This is a genomic window from uncultured Neptuniibacter sp. (genome assembly GCF_947498015.1).
GTDB lineage: Bacteria > Pseudomonadota > Gammaproteobacteria > Pseudomonadales > Balneatricaceae > Neptuniibacter.
Map to the genome: position 1 here is coordinate 74327 of NZ_CANMIR010000002.1, position 26366 is coordinate 100692.

Consider the following 26366-nt stretch of genomic DNA (forward strand, 5'->3'; position numbering starts at 1 on the left):
CACCACCTCGATGCCACGAATAGAATTGCTCACTACAATATTTTAAATTCGCCAGAACATGGCTTTGAAATATCCGATTCGGCAGGACAAAAAACTTTATATATAAACAAAAACAGAAAAAAACACTGATTCATCTGTTTTTTTACCGGTTTCAAAGTTTATTCTGGGGGAATAACAGGTGAAACACAGTGATTCCACCTATTCCACAATCGAGATCACAAGCCCGCCTTTCGAACCCGCTAAAACACAATCAGGCTTATAACGCACAAAAACAGCTACACCAACAACAGTGCTGCAGCCCTCGAAACCGGAGAAAAGCGATAGGAATAAAGAAACAAGAGAGTGTGCAGAAGAATCGATTACACCAAACCTTCTGCACTGGTAGAAAGAGCGCTGCTTAACGCCCTGGATTAAACTGTATTGGAAGCTCCAGCGTTTCCCGGACCTCTTCCATTACGATATAACTTTTAGAGTTTTTCACGCCTGGCAGCGTCAACAGCATATCCCCCAGCAGCGCCCGGTATTCTGACATATCGTTGATACGCGCTTTCAGCAGGTAATCAGCATCACCCGAAACCAGATGGCACTCCAGTATATAGGGCAGCTCTTCCACCGCTTTATTAAAGGTCTGGAATGCATCAGGGGTCTGGTAGGAGAGCGAGATCTCTACAAACACCAGCATATTATATTCGAGGAGTTGTGGATTAAGGCGCGCATAATACCCCTCAATGTACCCCTCTTTCTCCAGGCGCTTAACACGCTCAATACATGGCGTGGAACTTAATCCCACTTTTTCCGCCAGATCTACGTAGCTGATACGACCATCCTTCTGCAATGTGCGAAGGATACTGACATCTAGCCGGTCTAGCGTTCGCTTTTTACTGTTTGTCATTCATTAATATCCACTGTAAAAGCAAAGTTTTGCAGTTATAAACCCTTTATATAACAAAATTTCAAAGCCTTCCAATGCTTAAAACCAAATAAACTAGTGTTTTCTCATTAACAAAATAAATCTATTAAATGAGGTGACACTATGCAGGTATTGGTTTTAGGAGCAGGGGTGGTTGGCGTTACGAGCGCTTGGTATTTAGCCAAGGCTGGCCATGACGTAACTATAATCGATCGCCAGGTAGATGTCGCGTTAGAAACAAGCTACGCCAACGCAGGGCAGATCTCTCCCGGCTATTCAGCCCCTTGGGCAGGCCCGGGTATCCCCCTGAAAGCGGTCAAATGGCTCATGCAGGATCTGGCTCCTTTTATGATCAGTGGTAAAGAGGTCGATACTCAGACCCTTGGCTGGATGACCAAAATGCTGACCAACTGCACCGAAAGTGCCTACCACACCAATAAAGCACGTATGGTTAGATTAGCTGAATATAGCCGCGACTGCTTTATCAACCTGCGTAATGAACTGGATATCGATTACGAGCAGCGCAGCAAAGGTACCCTGCAGCTGTTCAGAACCGATAAACAGGTTAAGGATTCGAAAAAAGATATCAGCGTTCTGAAAGAGAGCGGTGTTAACTTCCAGGAGCTGGATGTTGATGGATGCATCGAATATGAACCTGCGCTGATCCACGTCCGTGACAAAATTGTCGGCGGCCTGCGCCTGCCGGGTGATGAGACGGGCGACTGCTACAAATTCACCAATGCGCTGGCCGATGAGTGCAAGAAACTGGGCGTGAAGTTCCAGATGAAAACCGAGATTCTCAGCATCGAAACACAAGGTGATCAGATCACGGCTGTAAACACCTCCAGAGGCAAGATGGTCTCTGATGCCTATCTGGTCGCTCTGGGTAGCTACTCTACTCCGGTATTGTCGAAGATCGATCTGCGAGTTCCGGTCTACCCGATCAAAGGTTACTCCCTGACACTGCCGATCATCGATGCCAGCAAAGCGCCAACCTCTACCGTCATGGATGAAACCTACAAGGTGGCCGTCACCCGTTTTGAAGATCGTATTCGCGTAGGCGGCACCGCTGAGATCGCTTCTTATAACAAGGAGCTGGAAGAGAAGCGCAAAGCCAATGTGGAATTTGTTGTCAGTGACCTGTTCCCGGGCGGCGGTGATCTGGAAAAAGCGGAGTTCTGGACCGGTTTACGCCCGATGACGCCCGATGGCACACCGATCCTTGGCGAAACTAAATACTCCAACCTATTCCTGAACACTGGTCATGGCACGCTGGGCTGGACTATGTCACTGGGTTCAGGCAAATACGTAGCAGACATCATCAGCCAGCATGAACCGGAGATCGAAAAAGAGGGTCTCTCGGTTGCACGTTACGGCTAAGCGATCCACAAACAGAGACTAATTTTCAGACCGGCTCATCCGAGCCGGTCTCCCCTATTGAATAAAGGAAAAACAGATGAGCAACAAAGCAATTATCTCTACAGACAAGGCACCTGCAGCAATCGGCACCTATTCACAGGCGGTAAAAGCGGGTAACACGGTCTATATATCAGGTCAGATCCCTCTGAACCCGGAAATCATGGAGATGGTCACTGAATCATTTGAAGCGCAAGCCGTACAGGTATTTGAGAACCTGAAAGCGGTCGCTGAAGCAGCAGGCGGTAGCGTTAATGATTTTGTTAAAATCACCGTCCTGCTCTCGGACCTGTCATACTTTGCCCAGGTTAATGAGATCATGGCTAAATACTTCGATGCACCCTACCCTGCACGTGCAGCCTACGCGGTAAAAGCACTGCCAAAAGACGCTGACATCGAAATTGAAGCTGTTATGGTTGTATAAGAGATAAGTTAGCAAGCTGAGTAGGAGTAACTATGGCACGAGCAGCCACCGCAACAATCAATCTGGACGCTATTCGCCACAACTATCAACTGGCAAAATCCGTTGCTCCTGATCAGCGCGCACTTGCCATTATCAAAGCCAATGCTTACGGTCATGGCGCGGTTAATGTAGCGAACGCATTGATAGATATCGCAGATGGATTTGGTGTTGCCTGCATCGAAGAAGCCGTAGAGCTACGGGAAGCCGGAATCAGCCTTCCGATTCTGTTATTGGAAGGCTTTTTCAGTGCCGATGAACTGGACTACATCAGCCAGCATGATCTGTGGTGTGCAGTACACAGCCCATCACAGATCGACATCATCGCCAAGGCGGAGTTACCACGGCCGATCAGCATCTGGCTAAAAATGGATAGCGGTATGCACCGTCTGGGGCTACAACCCGCCGAGTTCAAAACCGCATTTGAAAAGCTCAATACACTTCCTCAGGTCAAAGAGGTTGTTTTGATGAGCCATTTCTCATCTGCGGATGAACCCGAACTGAGCGTCACCGCCGAGCAGATCAAGGTGTTTGATGCGATCGCCGCTGACCTGAACGCTCCCGTTAGTCTGGCAAACTCAGCCGGTACTATGGCGCATACAGAAGCACGTCGCGACTGGCAGCGCCCCGGCATCATGCTTTATGGCGCATCACCTTTTGCGCAGTCACAAACCATCGCAGATCAGTTAAAACCGGCCATGACGCTAAGTTCCGAAGTGATCGCTGTGCGAGATCTGGAACCCGGTGACCCCGTCGGCTACAGCAGTACCTGGGTGTGCGACAAGCCGACCCGGGTCGGTACCGTTGCGATGGGCTATGCTGATGGCTATCCACGCCACGCAAAAAACGGCACCCCGGTCTACGTTAACGGCCAACCGAGCCGAATTATCGGCCGCGTATCGATGGATATGCTCACGGTCGATCTGACTGAGATACCTGATGCAGGCATAGGCAGCTACGTCGAACTCTGGGGGGAGAATGTGCTCGCCTCGGAAGTAGCTGACTGCTGCGACACCATCCCCTACACCCTGTTTACCGGCATCACCCGCCGTGTACATAAGAAATATAGTTGAGGACTCACATGAGTATTGAACGCATTGAATCCACACAGCGCATGAGCCGTATCGTTAAACATAACGGTACCGTTTATCTGTGCGGACAAACCGCTGGCGAAGCCCAGTGGGATATTGCAGAGCAGACCCAGCGCTGTCTGGATAAAATAGATGATCTGCTGACAAAAGCAGGCAGCAGCCGAAACCAACTACTCTCCGTCACCATCTACATCCGTGACATGAAAGATTTTGCAGCCATGAATGAAGTCTGGGATGCCTGGGTAGCAGATTGTGAAAAACCTGCTCGCGCCTGTGTTGAAGCACGCATGGCTCGCCCGGAGATACTGGTAGAGCTCTCTGTTACAGCCGCCTATTAATAAAAAAAGCCCGCCTAATGGCGGGCTTCACTGCTAGTATGTCGATCAGGGCAGGCGTTTAGAATTCAAACGTTTTACTGATGTAGAAGTTGATGGTATCGCCGCTACCGATCTCTGAATCTGGATCGATGTAAGCAACACCCATGTCCAAGCCTTCATAAGTTGTGTTGTAACCGACTTCCCAGTACTCACCGTCATAATCGTTGCCGTATGAGCCTAATGTCAGATACGCGCCTTCATATTCACCGGTAATAGCCGCAAATGTGTAATCTGATTCTTCAACGCCACTGGCAGCATCTTCAGTACCAACCGTGTATTCAAAACTGATCGGGCCATAACCCAGATTTAGATTGATCTCATGGAAATCAGTCGCACCATCTTCTGTGTACAGGTAACCGGTATAACCCAGGTAGTAGGAAAACTCTTCTACTTCACCTGCATAACCACCATATACATCGATTTCCTGCTCACCATCATTCAGTGATGCTGCCCATGTGCCGACAGAGAGACCGTTCTCTGCTTCATAATCCAGACCACCCATGATGCTCGCACCGCTGACGCCCTGATCAACACCACGGAAGTAGTAGTCACTCATTGCGCCAATATTGGCAGAAAGGCCGGCCTCAGCCATAACTGATGCGGAAAGAAGACCTGCAGCGATTAAGGTTTTAGTCGTTGATTTCATCATTAATTTGTCCCCCTCGGATAAAATGAAATTCTTGAATTACCCTTACGAATTGCACAGCCTGTGCCAAATATTATTTTACCTTTAAAAACAAACAGTTAATAATTATTGAATCTATTTTCTCTGTCATACTCTAAGCTAAAGAATCGCAGCCGCACCAATGATGCGCCTTCGCATTGTGCAGATGCACCATAAGTGAACAATTTGTTACATTACGAACCAACTGAACTATGATGCCCACCCCAACTATGGGCTTAGAGAGGTTAAATGATGAAGACAGCGACATTTGCAGCCGGATGCTTTTGGGGCATTGAGCTAAAATTTTCTCAGATACCGGGTGTTACCCATACTGAAGTTGGCTACATGGGTGGCACAACAGAACAACCCGATTACAAAGCTGTGTGTCAAGGTGATACCTATCATGCTGAAGTAGTTCAGCTGGAATACGATGAGCAGCAGCTCGACTATAAAACTCTACTTGAGCACTTCTGGTCGATGCACAATCCCACTACCCTGAATCGTCAGGGGCCTGATATCGGTACCCAATATCGTTCAGCGATCTTTTATCATGATGAGAGCCAGCAGCTGTTGGCTGAGCAGAGCAAACAGGCCCTGGATAGCAACGGTACGTTTAACGCCCCGATTGTCACTCAAATTGCGCCTGCAGCGACCTTCTGGAAAGCGGAGGAGTATCATCAGAAGTATCTTGCAAAACGGGGCATGGGGAGCTGCGGTATCTAGTGGACCAACTTATGAGTGCACTGGGGAGCCATATCAGCTCACCGGCGTTGGGGCGATTTTACAAACGCAACGGTCATAAAGGGAGGATTCAACCCGAAGATCGCTGTTTCTGGTTGGAACGGGATGGAGCCATCGTTGCGGCAGCCCGCTTATCCCCGCTCGAGGATAAGCAACCCACTGGGCTGCTCAGAGGGCTGTGGGTAGAGAGGGAACTACGAGGGCAGCAGTTGGGAGGTAAACTTTTCATGGCTCTAATGCAGCAGGTTGAGCCACAATCGCTCTACTGTTTTGCCTACCACGATGCTGTTCCCTTTTATTTACGCCATGGTTTTACCCAGACACTCCCCGACACCACACCCACTCAACTGATCATAAAACAGCAGACCTACCAGCAGAGAGGCAGTGATACCTGTCTTCTGTACCACCCCTGGTCGTAGGGCATTTAGAACCAGCGGCGGACGCTCTGCTTATATTGGAGGTAGGTATCACCGAAGCGCTGCTCCAGATAATGTTCCTCTTTTCTAATTACCCACTGGTAGAGGCAGAGCGTTGCTGGAATAACACTCAAGGTGATCCAAAGGCTGTTTAAGAGAAGCCCCGCACCCAGCGTCACAAGAATAAACGCCAGATAGATCGGATTACGCGAGTAGGAGAAGATACCGCAGGTGATCAACTGTGAAGCGGGTTGCCAGGGCTCAATATGGGTTTTAGCACGCCAGAAATGAAGGGCCGCAGTGATCGCAATCAGCAGACCCGCGAGTATCAAAGCATAAGCCAGAAATGGCACTTCACTTAGCCCAAACAGCCCGGCCGGACGGACCGATTCTATCCCATACCCCACCAGCGCAAAAAAAAGGTAGATCAAAGGCGGGGGGATTTTGACACCAGGGCCTCGGTCTTTTTGGCTCATGCTCTCCCCTCTGATATTGATAGCTGCTTAGCTGTTGCGGTGCTCAGATTACGTTCGCATCAATCAATCGGTATTTAATCAATAACCTGATAGTGCGCTTACTCTTCCCTGCAACCTTAATGTTAGATTGTTCAAGAATCCACTGACGCTTTACGCATCCACAACCAGATGGTTCAGATAGGTTTCGAGTACCAGATTCGAACGCGCGCCCTTACGGGTGATCACTGAGAACTGTGTTTCATACTGATACTGTTCAGGATTGAGGGCGCGCATACGCCCAAGCTGTACCCAGCGTTCTGCAAAGTGCTCAGGCAGGTAGCCGATATACTGACCTGTCAGGATAAGGAACGCCACCCCTTCACGGTCAGTTGCTGTGGCAGTGGCTTTTAACTGTTGATAACAGGTTTTGATCTCTGGCGTCTGGGCATAGGCTGGCGCAACCGCATCCCACTGAGCTGGGTCCAGCTCCCTGTCATCACAGCCATAAAGAGGATGACTATCTGCACAGTAGAGTTTTGAACGTTCTTTATAGAGTGGCTGGTAGTTTAAACCTGAGAGTGAGCGAAGTGTCGGAACCATCCCCACATGAAGCTTCCCATCAAGCACCCCCATCTCGATCTCATTCGGGGGAATCATGCGGATATTCACAACCACTTCCGGTCCTTGACGCTTGAGCTCTGCCAAGGCATTGGTGATCTCCATCTTAGGCATCGTTACCAGATTGTCTGTGATACCTATATTCAACTCACCAATGAGTTGAGTATGCAGCGTATTGACCTGCGTGCGAAAGGTTTCAATAGATGAGAGTAGCTCCAGTGTATAGTCATAGACTTGCTGACCCTCTTCTGTCAGAGCAAAACCTGAACGCCCCCTCTGGCAGAGCCGGAACCCAAGGCGATTCTCAAGATCTGACATCGCAAGGCTAATAGCAGATCGCGTGATATTCAGCTCTACTTCTGCGGCAGAAAAACCACCGCACTCCACGACCACTTTGTAGATCCGCAACATACGCAGATCAATATCTCCCAGTTGCCCAATGGTTTTTTTCTGTTTCTTCATAGTGATCTCAACCTAATTAAAACAGTGATATCCCGCTGATAGCCATAAGCTTACCTTAACTTTACCGACTTTAAGTTAAGTAGTTACTTAACTGTATGACAGTTTTTTCAAATTTATTCAAAAAAACACCTGATTCATAGTTGATCAACCTGCTGAGTGAGAGCAAAACCAACTCAGCAAGGTGACGAATTGACCGTAAAAAAAAAATTAGAGGTCGCTATGACAATTTCTACAAAGATTAAACACACGCTCTCCGCGTGCACCCTTGCAGCAACATTAACTTTGCCTGCAACACAAACCGCCAATGCCGGTGATGAGTTTATGCTTGCTCACGCATATCCCACCGACCATATTTTCCATCTAGCCTCCACCACCTTTACAGATCAGCTTAAAGCTCAGAACTCTACTCTGAATATTGATTACCATCCCGGTGGCGACCTCGGAGATTGGGCATCCATCTTCGAACAGAGCATGGAGGGTGTTATCCCGATGTCCATGACATTCGCCGCATCCGAGTTTGATGAGCGACTGGATCTGTCCTGGTTGGGCTATGTTGTTGATAATTGGGATGACGCTCGGAAGGTTTATGGTCCCAACGGTAAGATGACCGCTGTTTATAACGAGATCATGAGTGATCTGGATCTGGTTGTACTGGGAACGATCCCAACAGGGTTTGGCTCTGTTGCGATCCGTAAAGGTGTAGACCGCGTACCCACTAACTTCCCTGAAGATACCAAAGGGATTCAGATGCGCGTCCCGCCCGTGGCGATCGGTATCGAGCGTTTCAAAAACTGGGGCTTTACCGCAGTACCTATGCCATTCTCTGAGTTATATACAGCCCTGCAATTGGGCACTGTAGATGGACGTGCATTTGGCCCATCGGTCGAGATCTGGCAGATGCGTGATGTTCTCTCCGCTTATATTCTTACCCGCGATTACTTTGAACATGCATTCTGGGTTGTCAACAAGAACTGGCTGGACGAGCTATCTGAAGAGGAGCGTAGCAAACTGCTCGCGGCGGCTGATGCAACTCTTAACCAGATCTGGGATGAGGCGCAATCCGTGGATGAAAACTTCCTGAAGCAGGTGCGTGAAGCAGGTATCAATGTTGTTGAGTTAAACCCGCAGCAGTTGGATAAAGCTAAGCAAGCGCTTTACGCCAACGAATGGCCCTACATGGAAGGTATTGTTGGCCCGAAAATTATGGGCATGATGCGCGAAATCGCTGGCATCAACTGATCCTAATATCAGGAAACTATCCGGTATCACTCGCGCCAACGGTGTCACAACCAGAGAGGCCATGCAGGCGGAGTTAATCCCGCGAGTGATACTTCCTGTTGACCCATATCAGGATCAGAACCATGAACCCGAAAAAACGCTCTACCATAGACTCTGTTGCTGAGGCTAAGATCTACGATTACGATCCAAACCTCAGTAAACATCCGATCCCGCCGCATCTTCACGCTGTCCCGGAATCAGCAAATAACCGATTAGACACTCACCTGATGCGCTTTGAGCGCATGCTGAATTGGATCTTCCGCAGTCTCATGCTCACAACCGGCTTAGGCCTGGCACTGCTGATGTTCGCTCAGGTCATCATGCGCTATGTTTTGCAATCTCCATTCAATGGTATCGAAGAGGCCGCTATTCTCCTTGCGGTCTGGATCTATTTTCTCGGAATGGGCTACGCCACCCGGGAACGAGAACATATCCATGGCGGCATTGTCAGCCTGGTCGTAAAAGACCCATTCAAAGTTAATATGATCCGCTTCGTAGGCTCTATCACCTGTATGATCGCGGCCATTATCTTTGGATATTTTGCCTGTAAATACGCCTTGAAAGAGATTGATCGAGGTCGTGTCAGTATCAATCTACGGTGGCCTAGGGGCTTCTGGAGCGCCAGCATGATTGTCGGATTTGCGATGATGGTCGGCTACTTCCTGCTCGAAACCATCAACGAATTCAGAGACCTGCGCCGAACATACCGCGCACGCCAGAACGTAAGGGAGACCGTCCAATGACCCTGTTTCTGATCGCGATGGCCGTAGTCGTCGTACTTATTTTAATTGAGATCCCTGTTGCCTTCGCATTTGGTATTGGCGCTGTGCTGTTTGCTTTTACCACCGGTAACAACATCTCATTCCTGATTCCCCACGGATTTAAAACTGCCAGTGGGTTTGCGCTCCTGGCATTACCGCTGTTTATCTTTGCAGGTTTATTGATGGCCGAAGGCGGGATATCAGAACGGCTACTGAACTTTGTAAACTCAATCGTCGGTCGTATTAAAGGTGGACTGGGAGCCGTAACCGTACTCACCTGTGCGCTATTTGGTGCTATCTCAGGCAGCTCTTCAGCGGCTATCGCTGCTGTTGGCCAGATTATGATCCCCCGGATGATCCGCGAAGGTTATCCTGAAGGTCATGCGACCGCTCTGGTGGCTTGTTCATCCGTACTTGCACTGCTGATTCCTCCCAGTATTCCTATGATCGTTTTCTCAATCACCGGTGGACTCTCTGTTGGCGCTGCATTCCTTTCTACGATTATTCCCGGCATCCTGCTCACACTGCTCTATTGCCTATTGAACATGTGGTTTCTACGCAATAATCAGAACATTAAAGTGGACGCCCCTCTCCCCTTTAAACAGGCGGTCACCGGTGTAGCTAAAACCGGATACCATGCGGCTTTTGCACTGCTGATGCCACTCATTATCCTGGGTGCTATTTACAGCGGTATTGCAACACCAACCGAAGCCGCCGCCATTGCGGTGATCTATGCAATTCCGGTGGGATTATTTATCTACAGAGGCATGTCGATCAAGAGTCTGAGCGCCGTGACTGTACGTGCGGTTACTATGACGGGCTCGATTATGGCGGTTCTGTTTTTCCTGTTTATCATGAGCCGTGCGATGATTTTGGAACAGGTTCCACGTGATCTTGCTCAGGCCCTCCTACAGGTTTCTGAGAACAAGTATGTTCTGTTACTGTTGATCAATCTGCTGTTATTGTTGATTGGTATGATCGTTGATGATATCTCCGGCAGTGTACTGGCCGCGATCATATTCCTACCCATCATCAATGAGCTGGGCATTGATCCGATACACTTTGCAGCCGTTGTTGGCGTTAACCTGGGATTAGGCAATGTCTCCCCTCCCTGCGCCCCGATGCTCTATATGGCTGGCGGAGTCAGTAAGCTATCGCTGGACAGATATATCACTCCAACCGTGAAATTCCTCTGCCTGGGGCACCTGCCCATGGTCTTTCTGGTCACGTTTGTTCCAGAGTTATCTCTATTTTTGCCAAAACTTCTACTGGGCTATTAATAGAACAAACCGCATTCATCCTATCCACACATCACTCTAATCTTACGCCACCGCAAGGTGGCGCTTTTTCTTCCTCTTCAGGTGTGACGAACATCGTGACCGTTCTAAAATTGAAGCCTCATATGCAACCTCTACCATAGGGTGATAGATGACAGCCAAGGTCCTGTACAGATCACCATTCCGACTCATAGGAAAGGAGTTATAAAAAATGGGTATTAGAAAGATCTGGCCGAATTCAAAGCGAGGGGTGTACTGAATTAACTTTGCATTTGGTTTGAATTTCCAAAGTCTTCTCTCGGTAAAAAGCAGAACTGGAGCAGAATTCAAAGAACGGCAGCAAAGTGCCAAAAGCTGGCATAGAAAATAGGTCGGCTAATTATCCAGAGCGCGCATAAAATACAAGTATTCGTTATTGTTTTTAAGTTCATTTTGTCGCAATCTGCGACTTGTAGATTGACCACCATTCAGATTCAAATGGATATCGACGTCCGTCACTTAGCTCAATGTAACCCAATGCCACCGGTGCTGCAGTTTCCATCCCGTATTCATGAACTCGTTCAATTTGGATATGACTACCATCGACAATCCCTACTATCTCGTAAAAACCGTTTGGAGTGTCTGGAGGTTTTATTTTCCCAGATATAATGTTAACCGCTCGTTCTGAGGGCATTAAGGTGAGCTTGTAGCCATCACTAAAGCTGGTGAGCGGGTCATAAGGGTCTCGCATCAAGAACCAAGTTCTTTCTCCTGAGAGAAGGATTAGTTTGTGACTGACAAGTGTTTCAAAATCATCTTTATTGGACAAATCGGACGTTAAAAGGGAACGGCCTCCACAACCAAGGAGCAAAATGGATAGGCTGATAGCTAAGATAGAATTACGCATAGCTAACATCATAGACTAGCAATGCGGTATGAGAAAGATTGGGTTCTAAACATTAGTCACTATGTCTCCTTAGGGTAGAACTCTTGTGAGTTCAGTGGGTCAACGCAACACGCTATCTTTAATTAAAAGGTGGAGTGATGAATGATAGTTAGAAGAGCCAGATAGATCAGCCCATAGGCAAAAGCGATGCAGCCGGAGAGATCTAAACCCACTTCGATTGGGATACTGCTGAGACACCAACGGTGATTGACGCTGCTATTTGAGCTAATGAAGACAGAGACAAAAAAGGCAGGTTCGGTATGCCGAAACCTGCCAAAGGAAGCATCACTTACCAGTGCGAAAAACATCTTTCGCGAAGTGATATTGAAACAATCCTATGGGGTATAGGATCAGTGGACCTCTTGAGGAAAACCTTAACTTGGGAATGCGAATGACACCCCTTCTCGTACCCCGCTGGAAGGCCAGCGCTGTGTGATCGTTTTACGCTTAGTGTAGAACCGGACCGCATCCGGACCATAAGCATGCAGATCACCAAACAGGGAGCGCTTCCAACCACCAAAGCTGTGGTACGAAACAGGTACGGGCAGTGGCACATTAATCCCTACCATACCGACTTGAATATGATCAGAGAAATAGCGTGCAGCCTCACCATCACGTGTAAAAATACAGGTACCGTTTCCATATTCATGATCGTTGATCAGCTGCATCGCATCTTCCATAGTGTTTGCACGTACAACCTGTAATACCGGACCAAAGATCTCCTCCTGATAGCTGACCATCTCAGAGGTCACACGGTCGATCAACGTTGCTCCGACAAAGAAACCATTTTCAAACCCTGCCACTTCAGGCGCACGACCATCAACAACAACCTGAGCACCGTCTGCTTCTGCGCTGTTAATATAGCCAACAACTTTCTCCTGATGAGCTCGGGTAATCACCGGTCCAAAGTCATTAGATCTCTCACTGAATGCGCCCACTTTTAGCGGTTTCATCGCTTCAGTCAACTTGGATACAAGCGTATCTGCAGCTTCATCGCCAACAGCAACTGCAACCGATAGTGCCATACAGCGTTCACCCGATGATCCAAACGCAGCACCTAAAAGCTGGTTCACAGCATTATCCATATCAGCATCAGGCATCACGATCGCGTGGTTTTTAGCACCGCCCAACGCCTGGCAACGCTTACCGTGCGCATTGGCTGTGCTGTAGATATACTCCGCAATCGGTGTCGAACCGACAAAACTCACAGCTTTAATGCGCTCATCTGTTAGCAGAATATCAACCGCTTCTTTATCGCCATTTACTACGTTCAGAACGCCTTTGGGGAGACCCGCTTCATGTAGCAGTTCAGCAATAAACATCGTTGAAGATGGATCACGCTCGGATGGTTTCAGTATGAAGGTGTTACCACAGGCGATCGCCATCGGATACATCCACAGTGGCACCATCGCTGGAAAGTTAAACGGTGTGATACCGGCAACAACACCTAAAGGCTGAAACTCACTCCAGGAATCTATGCCGGGACCGACATTACGACTATGCTCGCCTTTGAGCAGTTCCGGTGCACCACAAGCGTATTCAACATTTTCGATCCCTCGGATCAACTCGCCCATTGCATCGTGGTGGATTTTGCCATGCTCTTCACCGATCATCTCGCAGATCTTATCGGCATTCTCTTCGAGCAGGGCTTTAAAACGGAACATAATCTGCGCACGTTTAGCTGGCGGAGTATCACGCCATGCAGGAAAAGCGGCCTGAGCTGAAGCGATGGCACGTTCAACCGTACCAGCACATGCCAGAGAGACCTGCTTTGATGCTTCACCCGTAGATGGGTTGTAAATATCCTGAGCGCGAGATGCATCGTTAAGAATAGCGCCGTCAATCAGATGTCCGATTGTTGTAGTCATAATAGTAGTACTCTTAATCTGTATTTATTTTTAGATGGATTAGTCCAGCTCTGAGATGGAATCACCCAGTGCATTAATCAGGCTGTCAATCTCTTCGATTTCAGTGGTAAAGGGCATACCCAACTGAATGGTGTCTCCGCCATAACGAACATAGAAGCCTTTCTCCCAACACTTCATCGCAACCTGATAGGGGCGTAATGCCGGCTCACCAGGGGCTGATTCGAGAGTCAACGCACCCGCCAGGCTGCAGTTACGAATATCTGATACATACTGAGTGCCTTTCAGGCTATGTAGCATCTCTTCAAACTGTGGCGCGATAGATTGAACGCGCTCAATCAGCTTATCGTTCTGCAGAATATCCAGCGAAGCGAGGCCTGCAGCGCAGGCTACTGGATGCGCTGAGTAGGTATAACCGTGTGGCAGCTCCAGCATGTAATCCGGACCACCGGTTTCCATAAAGGTGTCGTAGATCTCCTGTTTTGCAATAACAGCTCCCATGGGTACGACACCATTGGTCAGCTGTTTCGCAGTGGTCATCAGATCCGGGGTTACTCCAAATACTTCTGCACCGGTTGGTGCCCCCATGCGCCCAAATGCCGTAATGACCTCATCAAATATCAGCAGGATATTGTGTTTGTCACAGATCTCACGCAGACGTTTCAGATAACCTTTTGGTGGAGGTATTACCCCGGCAGAACCAGCCACAGGCTCAACAATGACCGCAGCAATATTGGAGGCATCATGGATCGCAACCAGGTTCTCTAGTTCATCCGCCAGATGGGCACCCGTTTCCGGGCAGCCTTTAACAAAACGGTTCTCGGGTATCTGTGTATGCGGCAGATGAATTGCATCGATCCCCTGACCATAGATAGTTCGATTGGGGCCGATCCCTCCGACGCTGATGCCGCCAAAGTTAACCCCGTGATAGCCTTTAGAACGCCCGATTAGGCGGGTTTTACTGCCCTGCCCCTTTTTACGCCAGTATGCGCGTGCAATTTTCAAAGCGGTTTCAACCGATTCCGACCCCGAACCGGTGAAGAACACTCGGTTTAATGTATCCGGCATCATCTCGGTGATACGATGGGCCAGCTCAAAAGATTTTGGATGCCCGTATTGAAACGCAGGAGCGTAATCCAGCTCTTTCAGCTGCTGACTAACCGCTTCAGTAATCTCCGGGCGGCTATGACCTGCACCACAGGTCCAGAGACCTGAGAGCCCATCAAAGATTTTTCGACCATCAGCAGAGGTGTAGTAGTTCCCCTCCGCAGAGACAATCATTCGTGGGTCTTTTTTGAAATCACGGTTACCCGTGAATGGCATCCAATGAGCATCTAACTGTTCAGATGACAACCCGACCTGGGCTAGCACTTCATTTTTATTATTCATTTCGCTACCTCATAATTCTGCAGCATTAATCAAACTATGAGGTCATTATCGCGCAGCTTAAATTTAGTTAAATTCAAACTTTCTGAAGCTATGTTAAGCAAAAGCTAAACAATAAAACGTGCGTATCAAACCAGTAAAAGATTCAGATACAGGCCGCCCACAAGCAGCAGAACAAACAGAATGAACGCCATGATAATAGGCTTTACACCGGCCTCTTTAATTAGAGATATACGGGTCTGGACACCTAGCGCAGCCATCGCTATCGCCAATAGAAACTGACTGACGAAGGAAGCTGTCTGCCCTATAGGTTCTGGAACCTCCAGCACCGAATTCAGGCCAGCCATCAGCATGAATCCGAAGACGAACCAGGGCATGACTGAGAAAAGATTTAACTTTTCTTCAGGTTCATTTCGCCGGGCAATGAGTGTACTCAAGATGACAATAAACGGCGCCAGAAGCATCACCCTGATCAACTTTGTCACCACTGCATTTTCCAGCGCCACAACACCCACCGATTCGCCTGCCGCAACCGCTTGTGCGACTTCATGAACCGTACTGCCAATATAGATCCCAAATGCCTGCTCAGACATCTGGCTGTAGGGAAATATCAGAGGGTAAGCAAACATCGCCAACGTCCCAAACAACACCACTGTCGCAATAGCTACCGTCGCTTGTTGCTGCCTGGATTTTATGGCTGAATCCGTTGCCAGTACCGCCGCGGCTCCACAGATGGCACTCCCTGCGGAGATAAGAATAGCGGTATCAGCGGGAAGCTTTAGGAGCCGGATTCCTACCCATAATCCACTCCCCACGATCACACAGATCACAATCACATTCAGGAGCAATGTTTCAACGCCTACATTGGTGATCTGCTGGAAACTTAGATTTAAACCAAACAGGATGATGCCGATCCGTAGACACCGTTTCTGACAGAATCGGGTCACTTGATGGTCCCGCTCTGACAGCGCCCCACCCTCAAAATGGCCTGCTACCATTCCCAGCAGGATCGCCAGCGGGAGTGCACTCAGCCCAACCTGAGACAACTGCTCCAACCCGGATAGAAGAACGGCTGCAGAGGCAATCATTGGAAGAAGTATAGATCGAGACACAAGGCTGCCCTGTAGTGGTTAAGAGTGAGCGCATTGTCTCCAAAAAATACATATAGGTATAATGGATATATTTGATAAGAAACATTAACAAAACCGAACAGTTGTTATGAGCCTATCCATACGCCAGTTAAAAGTTTTTGAATCCACGGCCCGGCTGGAAAAGCTGACCTTTGCTGCTGAAGAACAGGCCCTTAGTCAGTCTGCAGCGAGCCAATCTCTGAAAGAGCTGGAGCAAGCTATCGGCTTTCCACTCTTTACCCGAGTGGGAAGAGAGCTGCAGATCACAGATAAAGGGCTGGAAATACTCCCCAAGGTTCGTCAGATCATGCTCCTGATAGAAGAGATTGAGCACCCTTCAAAAGGGGAACTTAGCGGAACACTCAGAATTGCAGCCAGTGTCACCATTGCGTGCTATCTTCTGCCGCAACTGACGGCTCAGTTTATGGTCGCTCACCCAGAGGTCATACCGGAAATTATGATCGGCAACACCGGCACAGTTATCAGCCAGCTGGAGAAAGGTCAGGCGCAGATTGGATTGATTGAGGGGCCAGCATCACCGGCAAAATTGACCATCACGCCCTGGCTGGAGGATGATTTGGCACTGTTCTGCCACCCAACACACCCCCTTGCCAAATCAGGCTTTATCACCTTGGACGAGTTCCCTAATTACCGCTGGATTTTGCGGGAAGCAGGCTCAGGTACCCGTAACGTTTTCGATCAGGCAGTACAGAAAGCGGGAGGCTCTGTAGGGCAGTCATTAGCGATGAATCGCCAGGAAGCGATAAAGCAGTCTGTCAGATCCGATCTGGGGATCGGCTGCTTATCACGTTTGAGTATTCGGGAAGATATTCAATCGGGAAAATTAGTCGAGCTGGCCTCACCTCTGGATCTGAGCAGACGCTTCTCCATCGTGACTCAGGCATCAAACCACCCTCTTGCTGAAGCATTCGCAGAGATGTTGCGCCAATAATTCCGAGAGAAAGGAGCACACTAAAGCTTTAGCACGATTTTTTAAATTTCTGGAACATAGATAACAAAAAGCCCACCAAAGTGGGCTTTTTTGTGTTGATCTCTCATCAAGCAGATTTATTCAGCTTGTTCTTTTCCCTGATCCTTAGCCGTCAGGTAAAGCCAGATAAAGCCCGTCACACCTGAGAAGAATGACGCGAACAATATGCCAGATTTCGCCATCAGAAGATCTTCCGGATGATGCGCAAATCCAAGTTCGGCGATGAAGATCGACATGGTAAATCCGATCCCTCCCATAAACGCAACACCGATGATATGCTTCATGTTGAGCCCTGTCGGCAGATCACACACGCCCGCTTTCACCGCGACCCAAGTAAATCCTGCGATTCCGATCAGTTTACCTAGCACCAATCCTAGCCCAATACCCATCGTCACCGGATGAAGAATCACCCCACCGAGATCAGCAAAGTTGATAGCAACACCGGCATTTGCCAACGCGAAGATCGGTATAATCAGATAGGCCGAAGAGAGATGCAGCTTACTCTCCAGTACCTGAGCTGGCGCTTGTACAAGATAAGCACCTTTACCCAACGCACTCACTTTAGAGCGCAGCGCATCGTTTACGATAATATTCTCATTCTCTTTGTAGGCATTTTTAATCTTATCTACGCTGTCTCCGATCAGTGAGAGAAAGCGCTTTGGATCATATTTAGGCTTCATAGGGATGGTGAAAGCCAGGATCACACCCGCCAACGTCGCGTGTACACCACTCTTCAGCATCGCGACCCAGAGGAATGCGCCAATAAGCAGATAGGGTAACAACATCCGAACACCGGCGCGGTTCAGTGATACAAGCACCATAATAAATAAGCCCGCTAATCCCAGTGCCCCTAAATTGATGGTTTCCGTATAGAAAAGGGCAATGACCGTAACCGCACCCAGGTCATCCACAATCGCTACAGCGATCAAAAACATCAGAAGGCTTTGCGGAATCCGGTTACCCAACAAAGCCAACGCTCCTAAGGCAAATGCGATATCAGTGGCCATCGGAATGCCCCAGCCATCAACTGTGTGGCCACTAGGATTAATGGCAAAGTAGATCAGGGCGGGTATCATCATCCCCCCAATCGCAGCAATAATCGGTAACAGGGCCTGTTTTACATTGGCCAACTCACCAACCAACAGTTCCCTTTTTAATTCCAGCCCCACAACCAGAAAAAAGATCGCCATCAAGCCATCGTTAATCCAGTGATGGAGTGTCTTGGACAAACCAAAGTTCTCCAACCCTATGGTGAAGTACTGCTGAAAAAAATGATGATAAGATTCAGAAAGATTACTGTTAGCTATGACCAATGCGACAACCGCGAACATCATAAGCAAAATACCACTGGTGGTTTGCCTATGAATAAATTCCTCAATTGGGCTTAACACTCGGTCAAATGCTTTTTCCCACGGAGCCACATGCTCCTTACCCGCTAACTTAATGATGCGTTTCATAGCAATCTCCGCAACTCCATATCCCTGTATGAACTATTGATCTACGCTCGTAAGACATAATAGTAACAGATGATATCCTACGTTATATTTCTAAAATTATTAGGAAATTTTTAACTTTTGATGAGTAATACAGGACCCATCATACCTTTAGGTGCCTTTTAACCTCTAGTTACCCCCAACAGAGCCACAACCACGTGGTCATTCACCTTTGAATCATTTGCTCAGACCACCATCAATCTACCTCAGTGCCTCCAGTAATCCTTTTCGACCACGATCCACTACATAATTAAGGAACGTTTCAGCGACAATCGACATTTTCTTACTCTTCAGGCGCCCAAGGTACCACTTAGTCATGATAGGAAGATCTTGAACATCCAGTCGGCACAAACCTAAACTGCCACCGAACGCCAAGGTATGGCTGGATAAGATACTTACACCAAGGCCAGACATAACAGCATGTTTTATCGCCTCATTACTCTCAATGGTCATTCTGGAACTGAGTTTAATGTCCAGTTTCTCCATATGGTTTTCCAGAGCATACCGTGTACCTGAACCACTCTCACGCATCAGAAATGAGTGATCTAAGAATCTCTGTAGAGGGATATTTTTCTCTTTAGAGAGAGGGTGCCCCTCCTTGGCGATAGCCACCAGCGGGTTGGGTAAAAACTCATCTAACATCAGGGCTTGGTTTTTGGGAGGGTGACTGAATACATAAAAATCATCTTCACCATTTTCCATACGATCAATGATCTGCTGTCGGTTACCCACTTTGAAATCGATATCAATATCGGGGTAGTGCTTAATAAATTCACCTAATAGGTGAGGTATAAAGTATTTTGCAGTCGTCACTACGGCTAAACGCAGCGTACCCGCTTTAAGTCCCTGCATATCAGAGAGTTTCATTTCCAGACGCTCAATACATCCCAGAACCTCTCGAGCGCCAGCGACCACTTCCAACCCAGCTTCTGTGAAGATCAGCTTACGTCCAACCTGATTATAGAGTTCAGCTCCTACTGAAGTTGATAGTTTCTTCAGCTGCATAGACACCGTGGGTTGTGTCAGAAACAACTCGTTAGACGCCTGAGTAATCGATCCCGTTTTATAAACCGCCAGCAAAATTTCCAACTGGCGAAATGTACCTATCCTTGCATGCAGTCTGGCCATAACCAATCCCATAGACATTTATCTATATATATCATAATAATTATCTAATTTTATCTATAAGAGTATCGTTAGATAATTGCGCGATCCCTAAATATCTCCAATCGATATCTTCCGGAGGAGCAAATGAACGATAACGCATTACTCTTTGAACTATTCTCCATCCTCCTTTTGCTAGGTCTGGGCACTACACTGTTACTTATCAACATGCCTGGGTGGGGACTGATCTCTATTGCTGCTCTTCTTGCGGGTGTTTCATATCTATTAAGAAGAGGGGCTGTGGTGGGGTCTGAAGTGGCGAATCAGGTTTCAGGTCACTGATTATGCAACTGGATGTAGTCGCAGCATTTTTCCTCTTAGGTGCCTTAGCACAACTGTTTAAAGCGCCGATAAAGATGCCGAAGGGCCTTTATCAAAGCCTGACAATCTTTTTACTGATTGCTATTGGTCTGAAGGGCGGTATTGCTCTGGGTCAGTACGGCAATCTTGAGCTACTCTGGCAATCATTTGTCATCATCCTCTTTGGCGCTACGCTGCCGCTTTTTGCTTTCCCGGTTTTATTAAAATTCGGCGGATTGAACCGTACCGATTCCGCCTCTATTGCCGCGCATTATGGCTCAGTCAGTATTGCGACCTTTGCGGTTGCTCTTGCTGTCCTGGAAGCAAATGAAATTAGTTATGAGCCTTATTTCCCGCTGTTTGTCGCTCTTCTGGAAATACCTGCGATTGCTGTTGGCCTCCTGCTCGCCAGCAACAAAAATCAATCTCTCGATCTGAAGAAAACTCTACATGAGATCTTTCTCAACCAAGGAGTTCTACTTCTTACCGGATCATTAATACTGGGTTGGTGGGCAGGAGATCAAACTCAAAAGCTAATGCCGTTCTTTGGCAACCTGTTTTACGGGGTTCTGGCACTGTTTCTTCTTGAGATGGGACGAATCGCCACTTCCAGAATTAACCTGTTGAAAGAGTATGGTTCTTTTATCGCTTCATTTGGCGTTGTTATGCCCCTGTTTGGGGCCTTACTCGGCACACTGGCTGCGCAGCTGATCGACTTAACCGTAGGCGGAACGATTCTTCTGGCAACACTTGGGGCCAGTGCTTCATATATTGCAGTGCCTGCAGCGATGTCTGTTGCACTGCCAAAGGCGAACCACAGTTTATCGATTACTTCATCTCTGACGGTTACTTTTCCTTTCAATGTACTGGTTGGCATCCCTTTATACAGCACATTGATCATTAGTTTTATGGCCTAGCAGGTAAGCAATATAGAGAATACAATCAGATATTAAGCGTTTGTAACACCCTATAATTGGTTTCAAGCAGAACGAAAAGCAATAACAAGGAGTTAACAATGAATCGTCTTACAACCGCATTTTCACTGATCATTTGTCTGTTTTCAGCTTCTCTATTTGCAGCAGAAAACACTGATCAATCCCGATTAACCAAAGCCTACATTGCGGGTTTTCTGGCTGGCGCTCAGATCACTGACAGTGAGATTATTGAACGTTTAGGTGATGCCAGAAAAAACGACCAACATTCTGATTTCTTCAGAAGAGCTTTTAAAACCCGCGTGGGCGAGCGCAACGAAAAGGTACCTGCGACCTACTTTGCAGGTTTCTGCCTGCCGGAAGACCGGGTAGATGAGAAAGTTATCCAAGAAGTTTTGAGTCAATTAATGCAAACAGAGGATCTTTCTAAATCACCCAGTGCAGAAACTGTATTTGATGCGGTTAGAGCCAAATACCCCTGTTGAATCGATCGAACCTAAGATCCATTTGCCAAGTTCGATGCCCTGCATCGTCAGCAGACGAATGCGGTGTGTAAAAAGCGATTTAATCTTTGAGCCAATAATAAATACATGTGGATCAGAGAAACTGACGGGGGCTATAGACGAAAAAAAAGCAGATCAGTAAGTTACTGATCTGCTTTCTTAAATTTGGTAGCGGGGGCTGGATTTGAACCAACGACCTTCGGGTTATGAGCCCGACGAGCTACCAAGCTGCTCCACCCCGCATCAATGTGGGGCGTATAGTACAGACGTGTTACCCAAACCACAACCCTTTTATTCAGAATATTTCAAAAAGAAAACCAGCCCGGATCAGGCACCATCATTTTCCTCACGCTGAGCTTTGGCATGCCTTATTCTGGCTTTCTGTAACTGGACCACCAGCTCTGAGAGTGCCATATGCGCCCGCTCCGACAGACCGATAAACTCAGCGCCACATCGCCCTCGGGCACAGAAGGTCACACGGAGTTTAGGTTTAAAGCGATATTTTTTTCGCGTCTCAAACAGGATCAACGCGCCCTCAATCTCGCCACTCAGAGTCTCCTCAGTAGCGAACGCAATTCCGGTCTCTGAAATATCCAGCAGAGTGACCGGCTCATCATTGATCGTCATCCTGACATTGCCATCGGCTTCAACCCGAAATGCACCGCGACGATTCTCCTGCTCATTTATATCGATCACTACCGGAATCTTCACTCTAGATCCTCCCGTTCCAGCACAAACTCCAAACGCCGATTTTCAGATCGTCCCTGCAGTGTCGAGTTATCCGCAATCGGCACTGAATCACCGTAACCGGTTGCCGAAACACGGTTCACCTCCAACCCACCACGGACCATATAGCGCAGCACATTTGTGGCTCGAATCGCTGAAAGATCCCAGTTTGATGGAAAGCGCGTCGTTTCTATCGGGATGTTATCGGTATGACCATGAATTCTGAGCCTGAGTTGTGGGTTCTTCTTCAGCATCAAAACAACAGAGTCCAGCGTGGTCATCATCGCAGTGTTAAACTCAGCAGATCCCGGCGAAAAGAGCAGATCCCCCTGCACCTTAACCACCACTTTTCCATCTTTTGGCTCACTAACCTCAACTATCGCTTTAGATAACTCACTCTGCAGCTGCTTGTTCAGATCTTCAGAAACCCGATTCCACTCAGACTCGATCGCCAATTTTTGTGCATCGGCTTCATTTTCATTCGGCTTTTCTCCCTCTTTATCTGACAGCTCAGTGGCTGGCAAGATCTCTTCGATCTCCTCAGGAACCTCAGTTTTAATCGGGGCCTCATGCGGTAGGTCGATCACACTGTTAGCGCCGTCCTCCCCCTGAAAAGCCTGATTCAGAGAGCGCATCGCTTTCTCAAAACGCTCTACCTCAACACTAGAGAGTGAGAACAGAAGAACAAAGAAGACCAGCAGCAGCGTCATCAGATCCGCAAAGGTATAGATCCAACCAGCGACCTCTTCCTCTTCAATCAAGGTTTTTTTAGAGTTCATATCGACACCCGCCTACTTCTTCCCAACACGGATCTTTTTACGTTTTGCAGCGGGAATATAGGAGGAGAGCTGCTCATAAACATGCATGTAGTGATCATTGGTCAGAATGCTGATAGACCCTTCACGGATAATCTCCAGATTGGTGACCTCAAGAATCGTTCTGGATTTTAATTTCCCCGCGATCGGCAGGAACACCATCGTTGCCAGCAGAGAACCATAAAAGGTGGTTAGAAGCGCCACTGCCATCGCGGGGCCAATAGTTTCCGGATTATCCAGTTCACTCAACATCTGTATCAGACCGATCAGGGTTCCCAACATACCGAAGGCCGGTGCATACGCGGCCATCTTTTTAAACACATCCTGTGTAGCATGGTGGCGAGCGACCAGAGAATCGATCTCATTCTGGATGGTGTTACGAATGACCTGCTCTGACGCCGCCTCCGCAAGCAGCATGCAGGCACGCTTGAGCACCGGTGATGAACTTTCAACATCCCCAAGTTTCAACAGGCCATGACGATGACTGATACGACTCAGTTCCAACATGGTATCAATCATCTCCTGAGGATTGGTTTTATCCCGGGTAAATACGATAAATGCGCCTTTGAATGCGTTGATTACATCCCGGAACTGTACAGTTAGCAGTGTCGCAGCGATGGTACCTCCGGCAACGATCATCATGCCCGGCACATTGACAAAAATATCGGCACTTCCACCCATAATGATCGCGGAGATGATCAGGGCCAGACCAGAGATAATCCCTAAAAGAGAAGCAAAATCCATCGGTTACTCACTTAATTAAACTGCACAAGTACATGTTTCAAAAGGTACAATCTACACTCTATGTATCCAAAATACAGCTGCACTACGGCATTAAAGTGACGATTAAAGAAAATCATCCAACTTGTTTGATTGGGCTCACACAATGGCAACATTCTGCCTGGCAGGATAATCTGCTACAGCGGGGAAGTAACACACATGTTATCCACGCTTACTCCCGCTATTTCAGTAGCGTAGAGGGTAACTCAACGTTCTATGGTTTGCCAAAACCGGACACAGTCCAACAGTGGTTCAATGAAACACCGGAGCGTTTTCGATTCTGTTTTAAATTCCCTCAGGCGATCACACACCGGGATCAGCTCACACGCTGTGATGGGGAGGCAAACGCTTTTTTCCGAACGGTTGAACCTCTGGGAGATAAGCTGGGTTTACTCTGCATCCAGCTTCCAGCCGCTTTCAGCCCTGATTCACTTCCGGTACTGAAGAAGTTTCTGAAAGGTCTGCCTGAGCAGTTTAATTATGCGGTGGAGATCCGCCATCTGGATTTCTTCAATAAAGGTGATGAGGAGCAGCAGTTCAATCGGTTACTGGCTGCTCATGGGATCAACCGAATTAGCTTTGATACGCGCGCCCTGTTTGCCCACACCGCAGATGATCCGGTGACTTTGAAAGCGAAAGCGCATAAACCAGAGGTCCCTGTTCATGCATTGGCCACTGGAGATTACCCGATGGTTCGTCTGATCACACCGATGGACTGGCGATGGGCGGTCCCCTATCTGACACCCTGGCTGGATAAAGCGGTCAGTTGGATAGCTGCAGGAAAAACGCCCTATTTCTTTTTTCATACCCCGGATAATGCAGAAGCTCCCGATCTGGCCGCTTATTTTGTAGATGCCCTTGAAGCCCGTTTACCCGGTGTTTGTCAATTTGATCCATGGCCTGCACCACAAACCAATCAATCGTTGTTCTAGCCCGTTATTGTCCCCAACGATTTCGACTCTGAAGCAGATAAGCCAGCTCTTCCGGTGTAGAACTGCGACCTAATACCTCATTTCGGTGTGGAAACCGGCCAAATTGTTGTATCTGCTCCTGATGCTGGAACGCAAAGTCCAACCAGCCTTCTACCTGGATTTTTTTGCCGCCCGGAACTTCAAGCAGCATCTGTTCAAAGCAATCGATGCACTGTACCTGACAGTCCAGATCCTCTGCATGCTCAAGCGGCATATAAAAAAATGTACGTTCAACAAATTCGAGAGCCTGATCATGCCCTGCTCTTCTACCTTCCTGACAAAGCTTCAGGGCGTGAGGATCTCCGGCAAATGCATCGGCTGTACCTCTGTAGATCGTCCGGGTGAATTGATCGAGGAGAATGATCAGCGCGAGTCGCCCTCTGGGAGTTTCAGACCAGTTATCAAGCTCTCCACGCAAAGCCTGCGAAACTTTATGACCAAAAAGGTCAGCGATCAGGCGATCATTTTCCGCAGAGCCTCCCCACCAGAGTGCACTTCTATCACAAGCAGTAAAACCTTCCTCAATCTGCCCAAACCAGAATGTCAGGACCTCATCAATTTTTTCAACCATATACGCAACAACGAGTGAATCTCTTTAGACTAAGATTAGCCTAAATTGCTCTTAATCGCTTCCGCCTCAACCATAACAGCGCTGAGTGATGAAGAGCTCCTGGTAGAAAAAACCCTGTACATAATCGATCCCCAGATTTACCGCTTTCGCGAGGTCTTCTGCAGTTTCAACGCCTTCAATCACGGTTTTCTTACCACTGAGGCGTGCAAAGTTGATGACACTCCTGAGCAGCAGTTGCATTGAGTCATTCTGAGTTTCTTTTAACCAGCTACGGTCAAACTTTATAAAATCCACTTCACTTAAAATCGTCAGAGATACCATTGAGCCGGGTGCTCCCAGATCATCCAGCGCGATTGAAAAGCCCTGCTCGCGCATCAATTCTGACATCTGCTGGCTGATGGTCGCATCGTTCACATCTGTGTTCTCTATAATCTCAATGACCAGACCAGAATGTCCCCTCAGCAGTGAGATAAACTCATTACTTCCCCCCTGAGTCACTTCTGAAAAGATCGCAAATGCATGCGGATCAAGGTTGAGGAAGAGGGGCAGATCATCAGGGCGATAACGCACCTGAAGTCGTTTTAGGTGCAGTTCTACCTGCGCCAGCATCAGTGGACTATCATGTAGCAGTTTGAACACAGTTAGCGGTGAAAGCGGACGGTCATCAGAGCAGTAAAAACGGGCTAACGCCTCGTAGCCCATAACGCTGCCCGTTAATGTATCAATCAGTGGTTGATATTCCACGCCAAAACGCTGCTGAGTAATGAGTTCCAGCAGCGCCAGATTATCTTTTTGAAGGTTCGTTGGTTCAGAGGTAAGCAACTGATAAATTCCGTAAGACTAATAATAATTACTATCATTTAGATTTGCGAAATATATCAGAACTAT

At 48.0% G+C, this 26366-nt stretch carries 29 protein-coding genes and 1 tRNA gene; 14 read left to right on the top strand and 16 right to left on the bottom strand.

Translation table 11 applies throughout. The features are described from left to right. Positions 1–397 precede the first annotated feature (397 nt). Positions 398–892: an Lrp/AsnC ligand binding domain-containing protein gene (locus Q0882_RS02585; protein ID WP_299177629.1), complete on the bottom strand. Its 495-nt coding sequence runs from the start codon at positions 890–892 to the stop codon at positions 398–400. A 141-nt stretch (positions 893–1033) separates the two neighbouring features. Here Q0882_RS02585 and Q0882_RS02590 point away from each other — a divergent pair, with 141 nt between their 5' ends. The 4 genes from Q0882_RS02590 (at position 1034) to Q0882_RS02605 (ending at position 4215) form a co-directional block, all read left to right on the top strand. Next, positions 1034–2290 (top strand): D-amino acid dehydrogenase, encoded by a 1257-nt coding sequence (locus tag Q0882_RS02590; RefSeq protein WP_299177632.1) that lies wholly within the window; start codon positions 1034–1036, stop codon positions 2288–2290. A 76-nt stretch (positions 2291–2366) separates the two neighbouring features. Then, complete coding sequence (locus Q0882_RS02595; protein ID WP_299177635.1) at positions 2367–2750, top strand: Rid family detoxifying hydrolase; 384 nt, start codon at positions 2367–2369, stop codon at positions 2748–2750. A 32-nt stretch (positions 2751–2782) separates the two neighbouring features. After that, positions 2783–3859 carry an alanine racemase gene (gene alr / locus Q0882_RS02600; protein ID WP_299177638.1) on the top strand — a complete coding sequence of 359 codons (1077 nt, stop codon included), beginning with the start codon at positions 2783–2785 and terminating at the stop codon, positions 3857–3859. An 8-nt stretch (positions 3860–3867) separates the two neighbouring features. Further along, positions 3868–4215, top strand: a complete 348-nt coding sequence (locus Q0882_RS02605; protein ID WP_299177642.1) for a RidA family protein — start codon at positions 3868–3870, stop codon at positions 4213–4215. A 58-nt stretch (positions 4216–4273) separates the two neighbouring features. Here Q0882_RS02605 and Q0882_RS02610 read toward each other — a convergent pair whose 3' ends face one another. Continuing rightward, positions 4274–4903 (bottom strand): TorF family putative porin, encoded by a 630-nt coding sequence (locus Q0882_RS02610; RefSeq protein ID WP_299177644.1) that lies wholly within the window; start codon positions 4901–4903, stop codon positions 4274–4276. Between the two features lie 264 nt (positions 4904–5167). Between Q0882_RS02610 and msrA the strand changes: the two genes are divergently transcribed. Beyond that, on the top strand, positions 5168–5641 hold the full coding sequence (gene msrA / locus Q0882_RS02615) for a peptide-methionine (S)-S-oxide reductase MsrA (RefSeq protein WP_299177647.1): 474 nt from the start codon (positions 5168–5170) through the stop codon (positions 5639–5641). 11 nt (positions 5642–5652) lie between these two features. After that, positions 5653–6078 carry a GNAT family N-acetyltransferase gene (locus Q0882_RS02620; protein WP_299177650.1) on the top strand — a complete coding sequence of 142 codons (426 nt, stop codon included), beginning with the start codon at positions 5653–5655 and terminating at the stop codon, positions 6076–6078. Between the two features lie 5 nt (positions 6079–6083). On the opposite strand, the gene Q0882_RS02625 is transcribed toward Q0882_RS02620, so the two are convergent. Together Q0882_RS02625 and Q0882_RS02630 are read right to left on the bottom strand one after the other, a co-directional pair. Then, positions 6084–6551: an isoprenylcysteine carboxylmethyltransferase family protein gene (locus Q0882_RS02625; RefSeq protein ID WP_299177653.1), complete on the bottom strand. Its 468-nt coding sequence runs from the start codon at positions 6549–6551 to the stop codon at positions 6084–6086. Positions 6552–6701: 150 nt separating this feature from the next. Beyond that, the gene (locus tag Q0882_RS02630; RefSeq protein WP_299177656.1) at positions 6702–7610 is read right to left on the bottom strand and encodes a LysR family transcriptional regulator; all 909 of its coding nucleotides are present in this window, start codon (positions 7608–7610) and stop codon (positions 6702–6704) included. 219 nt (positions 7611–7829) lie between these two features. On the opposite strand from Q0882_RS02630, the gene dctP reads away from it, so the two are divergent. The 3 genes from dctP to Q0882_RS02645 all read left to right on the top strand — a co-directional run bounded on the left by dctP (position 7830) and on the right by Q0882_RS02645 (position 10929). Continuing rightward, positions 7830–8849 carry a TRAP transporter substrate-binding protein DctP gene (dctP, locus tag Q0882_RS02635; RefSeq protein ID WP_299177659.1) on the top strand — a complete coding sequence of 340 codons (1020 nt, stop codon included), beginning with the start codon at positions 7830–7832 and terminating at the stop codon, positions 8847–8849. A gap of 122 nt (positions 8850–8971) precedes the next feature. Then, the gene (locus tag Q0882_RS02640; protein ID WP_299177661.1) at positions 8972–9631 is read left to right on the top strand and encodes a TRAP transporter small permease; all 660 of its coding nucleotides are present in this window, start codon (positions 8972–8974) and stop codon (positions 9629–9631) included. Continuing rightward, on the top strand, positions 9628–10929 hold the full coding sequence (locus tag Q0882_RS02645) for a TRAP transporter large permease (protein ID WP_299177664.1): 1302 nt from the start codon (positions 9628–9630) through the stop codon (positions 10927–10929). Before Q0882_RS02640 ends, Q0882_RS02645 begins: the two co-directional genes overlap by 4 nt. A gap of 424 nt (positions 10930–11353) precedes the next feature. Here Q0882_RS02645 and Q0882_RS02650 read toward each other — a convergent pair whose 3' ends face one another. The 4 genes from Q0882_RS02650 to Q0882_RS02665 form a co-directional block, all read right to left on the bottom strand. After that, positions 11354–11812: a hypothetical protein gene (locus Q0882_RS02650; protein ID WP_299177667.1), complete on the bottom strand. Its 459-nt coding sequence runs from the start codon at positions 11810–11812 to the stop codon at positions 11354–11356. A 413-nt stretch (positions 11813–12225) separates the two neighbouring features. Continuing rightward, positions 12226–13719: a CoA-acylating methylmalonate-semialdehyde dehydrogenase gene (locus Q0882_RS02655; RefSeq protein WP_299177670.1), complete on the bottom strand. Its 1494-nt coding sequence runs from the start codon at positions 13717–13719 to the stop codon at positions 12226–12228. A gap of 39 nt (positions 13720–13758) precedes the next feature. Continuing rightward, complete coding sequence (locus Q0882_RS02660; protein ID WP_299177673.1) at positions 13759–15105, bottom strand: aspartate aminotransferase family protein; 1347 nt, start codon at positions 15103–15105, stop codon at positions 13759–13761. Between the two features lie 125 nt (positions 15106–15230). Further along, a complete protein-coding gene (locus tag Q0882_RS02665; RefSeq protein ID WP_299177676.1) occupies positions 15231–16214 on the bottom strand; it encodes a YeiH family protein in 984 nt (327 codons plus the stop codon). A 106-nt stretch (positions 16215–16320) separates the two neighbouring features. On the opposite strand from Q0882_RS02665, the gene Q0882_RS02670 reads away from it, so the two are divergent. Then, on the top strand, positions 16321–17184 hold the full coding sequence (locus Q0882_RS02670) for a LysR substrate-binding domain-containing protein (protein ID WP_299177679.1): 864 nt from the start codon (positions 16321–16323) through the stop codon (positions 17182–17184). Positions 17185–17300: 116 nt separating this feature from the next. Here Q0882_RS02670 and nhaA read toward each other — a convergent pair whose 3' ends face one another. Further along, positions 17301–18680, bottom strand: a complete 1380-nt coding sequence (nhaA, locus tag Q0882_RS02675) for a Na+/H+ antiporter NhaA (RefSeq protein WP_299177681.1) — start codon at positions 18678–18680, stop codon at positions 17301–17303. A gap of 237 nt (positions 18681–18917) precedes the next feature. Further along, positions 18918–19844, bottom strand: a complete 927-nt coding sequence (locus Q0882_RS02680; RefSeq protein WP_299177684.1) for a LysR family transcriptional regulator — start codon at positions 19842–19844, stop codon at positions 18918–18920. 123 nt (positions 19845–19967) lie between these two features. On the opposite strand from Q0882_RS02680, the gene Q0882_RS02685 reads away from it, so the two are divergent. The 3 genes from Q0882_RS02685 (at position 19968) to Q0882_RS02695 (ending at position 21597) form a co-directional block, all read left to right on the top strand. Next, positions 19968–20162 carry a hypothetical protein gene (locus Q0882_RS02685; RefSeq protein WP_299177687.1) on the top strand — a complete coding sequence of 65 codons (195 nt, stop codon included), beginning with the start codon at positions 19968–19970 and terminating at the stop codon, positions 20160–20162. Between the two features lie 2 nt (positions 20163–20164). Further along, the gene (locus Q0882_RS02690; RefSeq protein WP_299177690.1) at positions 20165–21097 is read left to right on the top strand and encodes a sodium-dependent bicarbonate transport family permease; all 933 of its coding nucleotides are present in this window, start codon (positions 20165–20167) and stop codon (positions 21095–21097) included. A gap of 98 nt (positions 21098–21195) precedes the next feature. After that, on the top strand, positions 21196–21597 hold the full coding sequence (locus Q0882_RS02695; RefSeq protein ID WP_299177693.1) for a Rap1a/Tai family immunity protein: 402 nt from the start codon (positions 21196–21198) through the stop codon (positions 21595–21597). Positions 21598–21781: 184 nt separating this feature from the next. On the opposite strand, the gene Q0882_RS02700 is transcribed toward Q0882_RS02695, so the two are convergent. The 4 genes from Q0882_RS02700 to Q0882_RS02715 form a co-directional block, all read right to left on the bottom strand. Then, a tRNA-Met gene (locus Q0882_RS02700) sits at positions 21782–21858 on the bottom strand. A gap of 84 nt (positions 21859–21942) precedes the next feature. Then, the gene (locus Q0882_RS02705; protein WP_299177695.1) at positions 21943–22326 is read right to left on the bottom strand and encodes a PilZ domain-containing protein; all 384 of its coding nucleotides are present in this window, start codon (positions 22324–22326) and stop codon (positions 21943–21945) included. After that, positions 22323–23120: an OmpA family protein gene (locus tag Q0882_RS02710; RefSeq protein ID WP_299177697.1), complete on the bottom strand. Its 798-nt coding sequence runs from the start codon at positions 23118–23120 to the stop codon at positions 22323–22325. Before Q0882_RS02710 ends, Q0882_RS02705 begins: the two co-directional genes overlap by 4 nt. 12 nt (positions 23121–23132) lie before the next feature. Next, positions 23133–23900, bottom strand: a complete 768-nt coding sequence (locus Q0882_RS02715) for a MotA/TolQ/ExbB proton channel family protein (RefSeq protein ID WP_299177700.1) — start codon at positions 23898–23900, stop codon at positions 23133–23135. 32 nt (positions 23901–23932) lie between these two features. Between Q0882_RS02715 and Q0882_RS02720 the strand changes: the two genes are divergently transcribed. Beyond that, a complete protein-coding gene (locus tag Q0882_RS02720) occupies positions 23933–24868 on the top strand; it encodes a DUF72 domain-containing protein (RefSeq protein ID WP_299177703.1) in 936 nt (311 codons plus the stop codon). Positions 24869–24872: 4 nt separating this feature from the next. On the opposite strand, the gene Q0882_RS02725 is transcribed toward Q0882_RS02720, so the two are convergent. Together Q0882_RS02725 and Q0882_RS02730 are read right to left on the bottom strand one after the other, a co-directional pair. Then, positions 24873–25478, bottom strand: a complete 606-nt coding sequence (locus Q0882_RS02725; protein ID WP_299177706.1) for a DUF924 family protein — start codon at positions 25476–25478, stop codon at positions 24873–24875. A 66-nt stretch (positions 25479–25544) separates the two neighbouring features. Next, positions 25545–26300, bottom strand: a complete 756-nt coding sequence (locus Q0882_RS02730) for an EAL domain-containing protein (RefSeq protein WP_299177709.1) — start codon at positions 26298–26300, stop codon at positions 25545–25547. Between the last annotated feature and the right edge of the window lie 66 nt (positions 26301–26366).

Coding starts and splice junctions, on each gene's coding strand:
- Q0882_RS02585 (WP_299177629.1), bottom strand. CDS start 892: ATGACAAACAGTAAAAAGCGAACGCTAGACCGGCTAGATGTCAGTATC.
- Q0882_RS02590 (WP_299177632.1), top strand. CDS start 1,034: ATGCAGGTATTGGTTTTAGGAGCAGGGGTGGTTGGCGTTACGAGCGCT.
- Q0882_RS02595 (WP_299177635.1), top strand. CDS start 2,367: ATGAGCAACAAAGCAATTATCTCTACAGACAAGGCACCTGCAGCAATC.
- alr (WP_299177638.1), top strand. CDS start 2,783: ATGGCACGAGCAGCCACCGCAACAATCAATCTGGACGCTATTCGCCAC.
- Q0882_RS02605 (WP_299177642.1), top strand. CDS start 3,868: ATGAGTATTGAACGCATTGAATCCACACAGCGCATGAGCCGTATCGTT.
- Q0882_RS02610 (WP_299177644.1), bottom strand. CDS start 4,903: ATGATGAAATCAACGACTAAAACCTTAATCGCTGCAGGTCTTCTTTCC.
- msrA (WP_299177647.1), top strand. CDS start 5,168: ATGATGAAGACAGCGACATTTGCAGCCGGATGCTTTTGGGGCATTGAG.
- Q0882_RS02620 (WP_299177650.1), top strand. CDS start 5,653: ATGAGTGCACTGGGGAGCCATATCAGCTCACCGGCGTTGGGGCGATTT.
- Q0882_RS02625 (WP_299177653.1), bottom strand. CDS start 6,551: ATGAGCCAAAAAGACCGAGGCCCTGGTGTCAAAATCCCCCCGCCTTTG.
- Q0882_RS02630 (WP_299177656.1), bottom strand. CDS start 7,610: ATGAAGAAACAGAAAAAAACCATTGGGCAACTGGGAGATATTGATCTG.
- dctP (WP_299177659.1), top strand. CDS start 7,830: ATGACAATTTCTACAAAGATTAAACACACGCTCTCCGCGTGCACCCTT.
- Q0882_RS02640 (WP_299177661.1), top strand. CDS start 8,972: ATGAACCCGAAAAAACGCTCTACCATAGACTCTGTTGCTGAGGCTAAG.
- Q0882_RS02645 (WP_299177664.1), top strand. CDS start 9,628: ATGACCCTGTTTCTGATCGCGATGGCCGTAGTCGTCGTACTTATTTTA.
- Q0882_RS02650 (WP_299177667.1), bottom strand. CDS start 11,812: ATGCGTAATTCTATCTTAGCTATCAGCCTATCCATTTTGCTCCTTGGT.
- Q0882_RS02655 (WP_299177670.1), bottom strand. CDS start 13,719: ATGACTACAACAATCGGACATCTGATTGACGGCGCTATTCTTAACGAT.
- Q0882_RS02660 (WP_299177673.1), bottom strand. CDS start 15,105: ATGAATAATAAAAATGAAGTGCTAGCCCAGGTCGGGTTGTCATCTGAA.
- Q0882_RS02670 (WP_299177679.1), top strand. CDS start 16,321: ATGAGCCTATCCATACGCCAGTTAAAAGTTTTTGAATCCACGGCCCGG.
- nhaA (WP_299177681.1), bottom strand. CDS start 18,680: ATGAAACGCATCATTAAGTTAGCGGGTAAGGAGCATGTGGCTCCGTGG.
- Q0882_RS02680 (WP_299177684.1), bottom strand. CDS start 19,844: ATGGCCAGACTGCATGCAAGGATAGGTACATTTCGCCAGTTGGAAATT.
- Q0882_RS02685 (WP_299177687.1), top strand. CDS start 19,968: ATGAACGATAACGCATTACTCTTTGAACTATTCTCCATCCTCCTTTTG.
- Q0882_RS02690 (WP_299177690.1), top strand. CDS start 20,165: ATGCAACTGGATGTAGTCGCAGCATTTTTCCTCTTAGGTGCCTTAGCA.
- Q0882_RS02695 (WP_299177693.1), top strand. CDS start 21,196: ATGAATCGTCTTACAACCGCATTTTCACTGATCATTTGTCTGTTTTCA.
- Q0882_RS02710 (WP_299177697.1), bottom strand. CDS start 23,120: ATGAACTCTAAAAAAACCTTGATTGAAGAGGAAGAGGTCGCTGGTTGG.
- Q0882_RS02715 (WP_299177700.1), bottom strand. CDS start 23,900: ATGGATTTTGCTTCTCTTTTAGGGATTATCTCTGGTCTGGCCCTGATC.
- Q0882_RS02720 (WP_299177703.1), top strand. CDS start 23,933: ATGTTTCAAAAGGTACAATCTACACTCTATGTATCCAAAATACAGCTG.
- Q0882_RS02725 (WP_299177706.1), bottom strand. CDS start 25,478: ATGGTTGAAAAAATTGATGAGGTCCTGACATTCTGGTTTGGGCAGATT.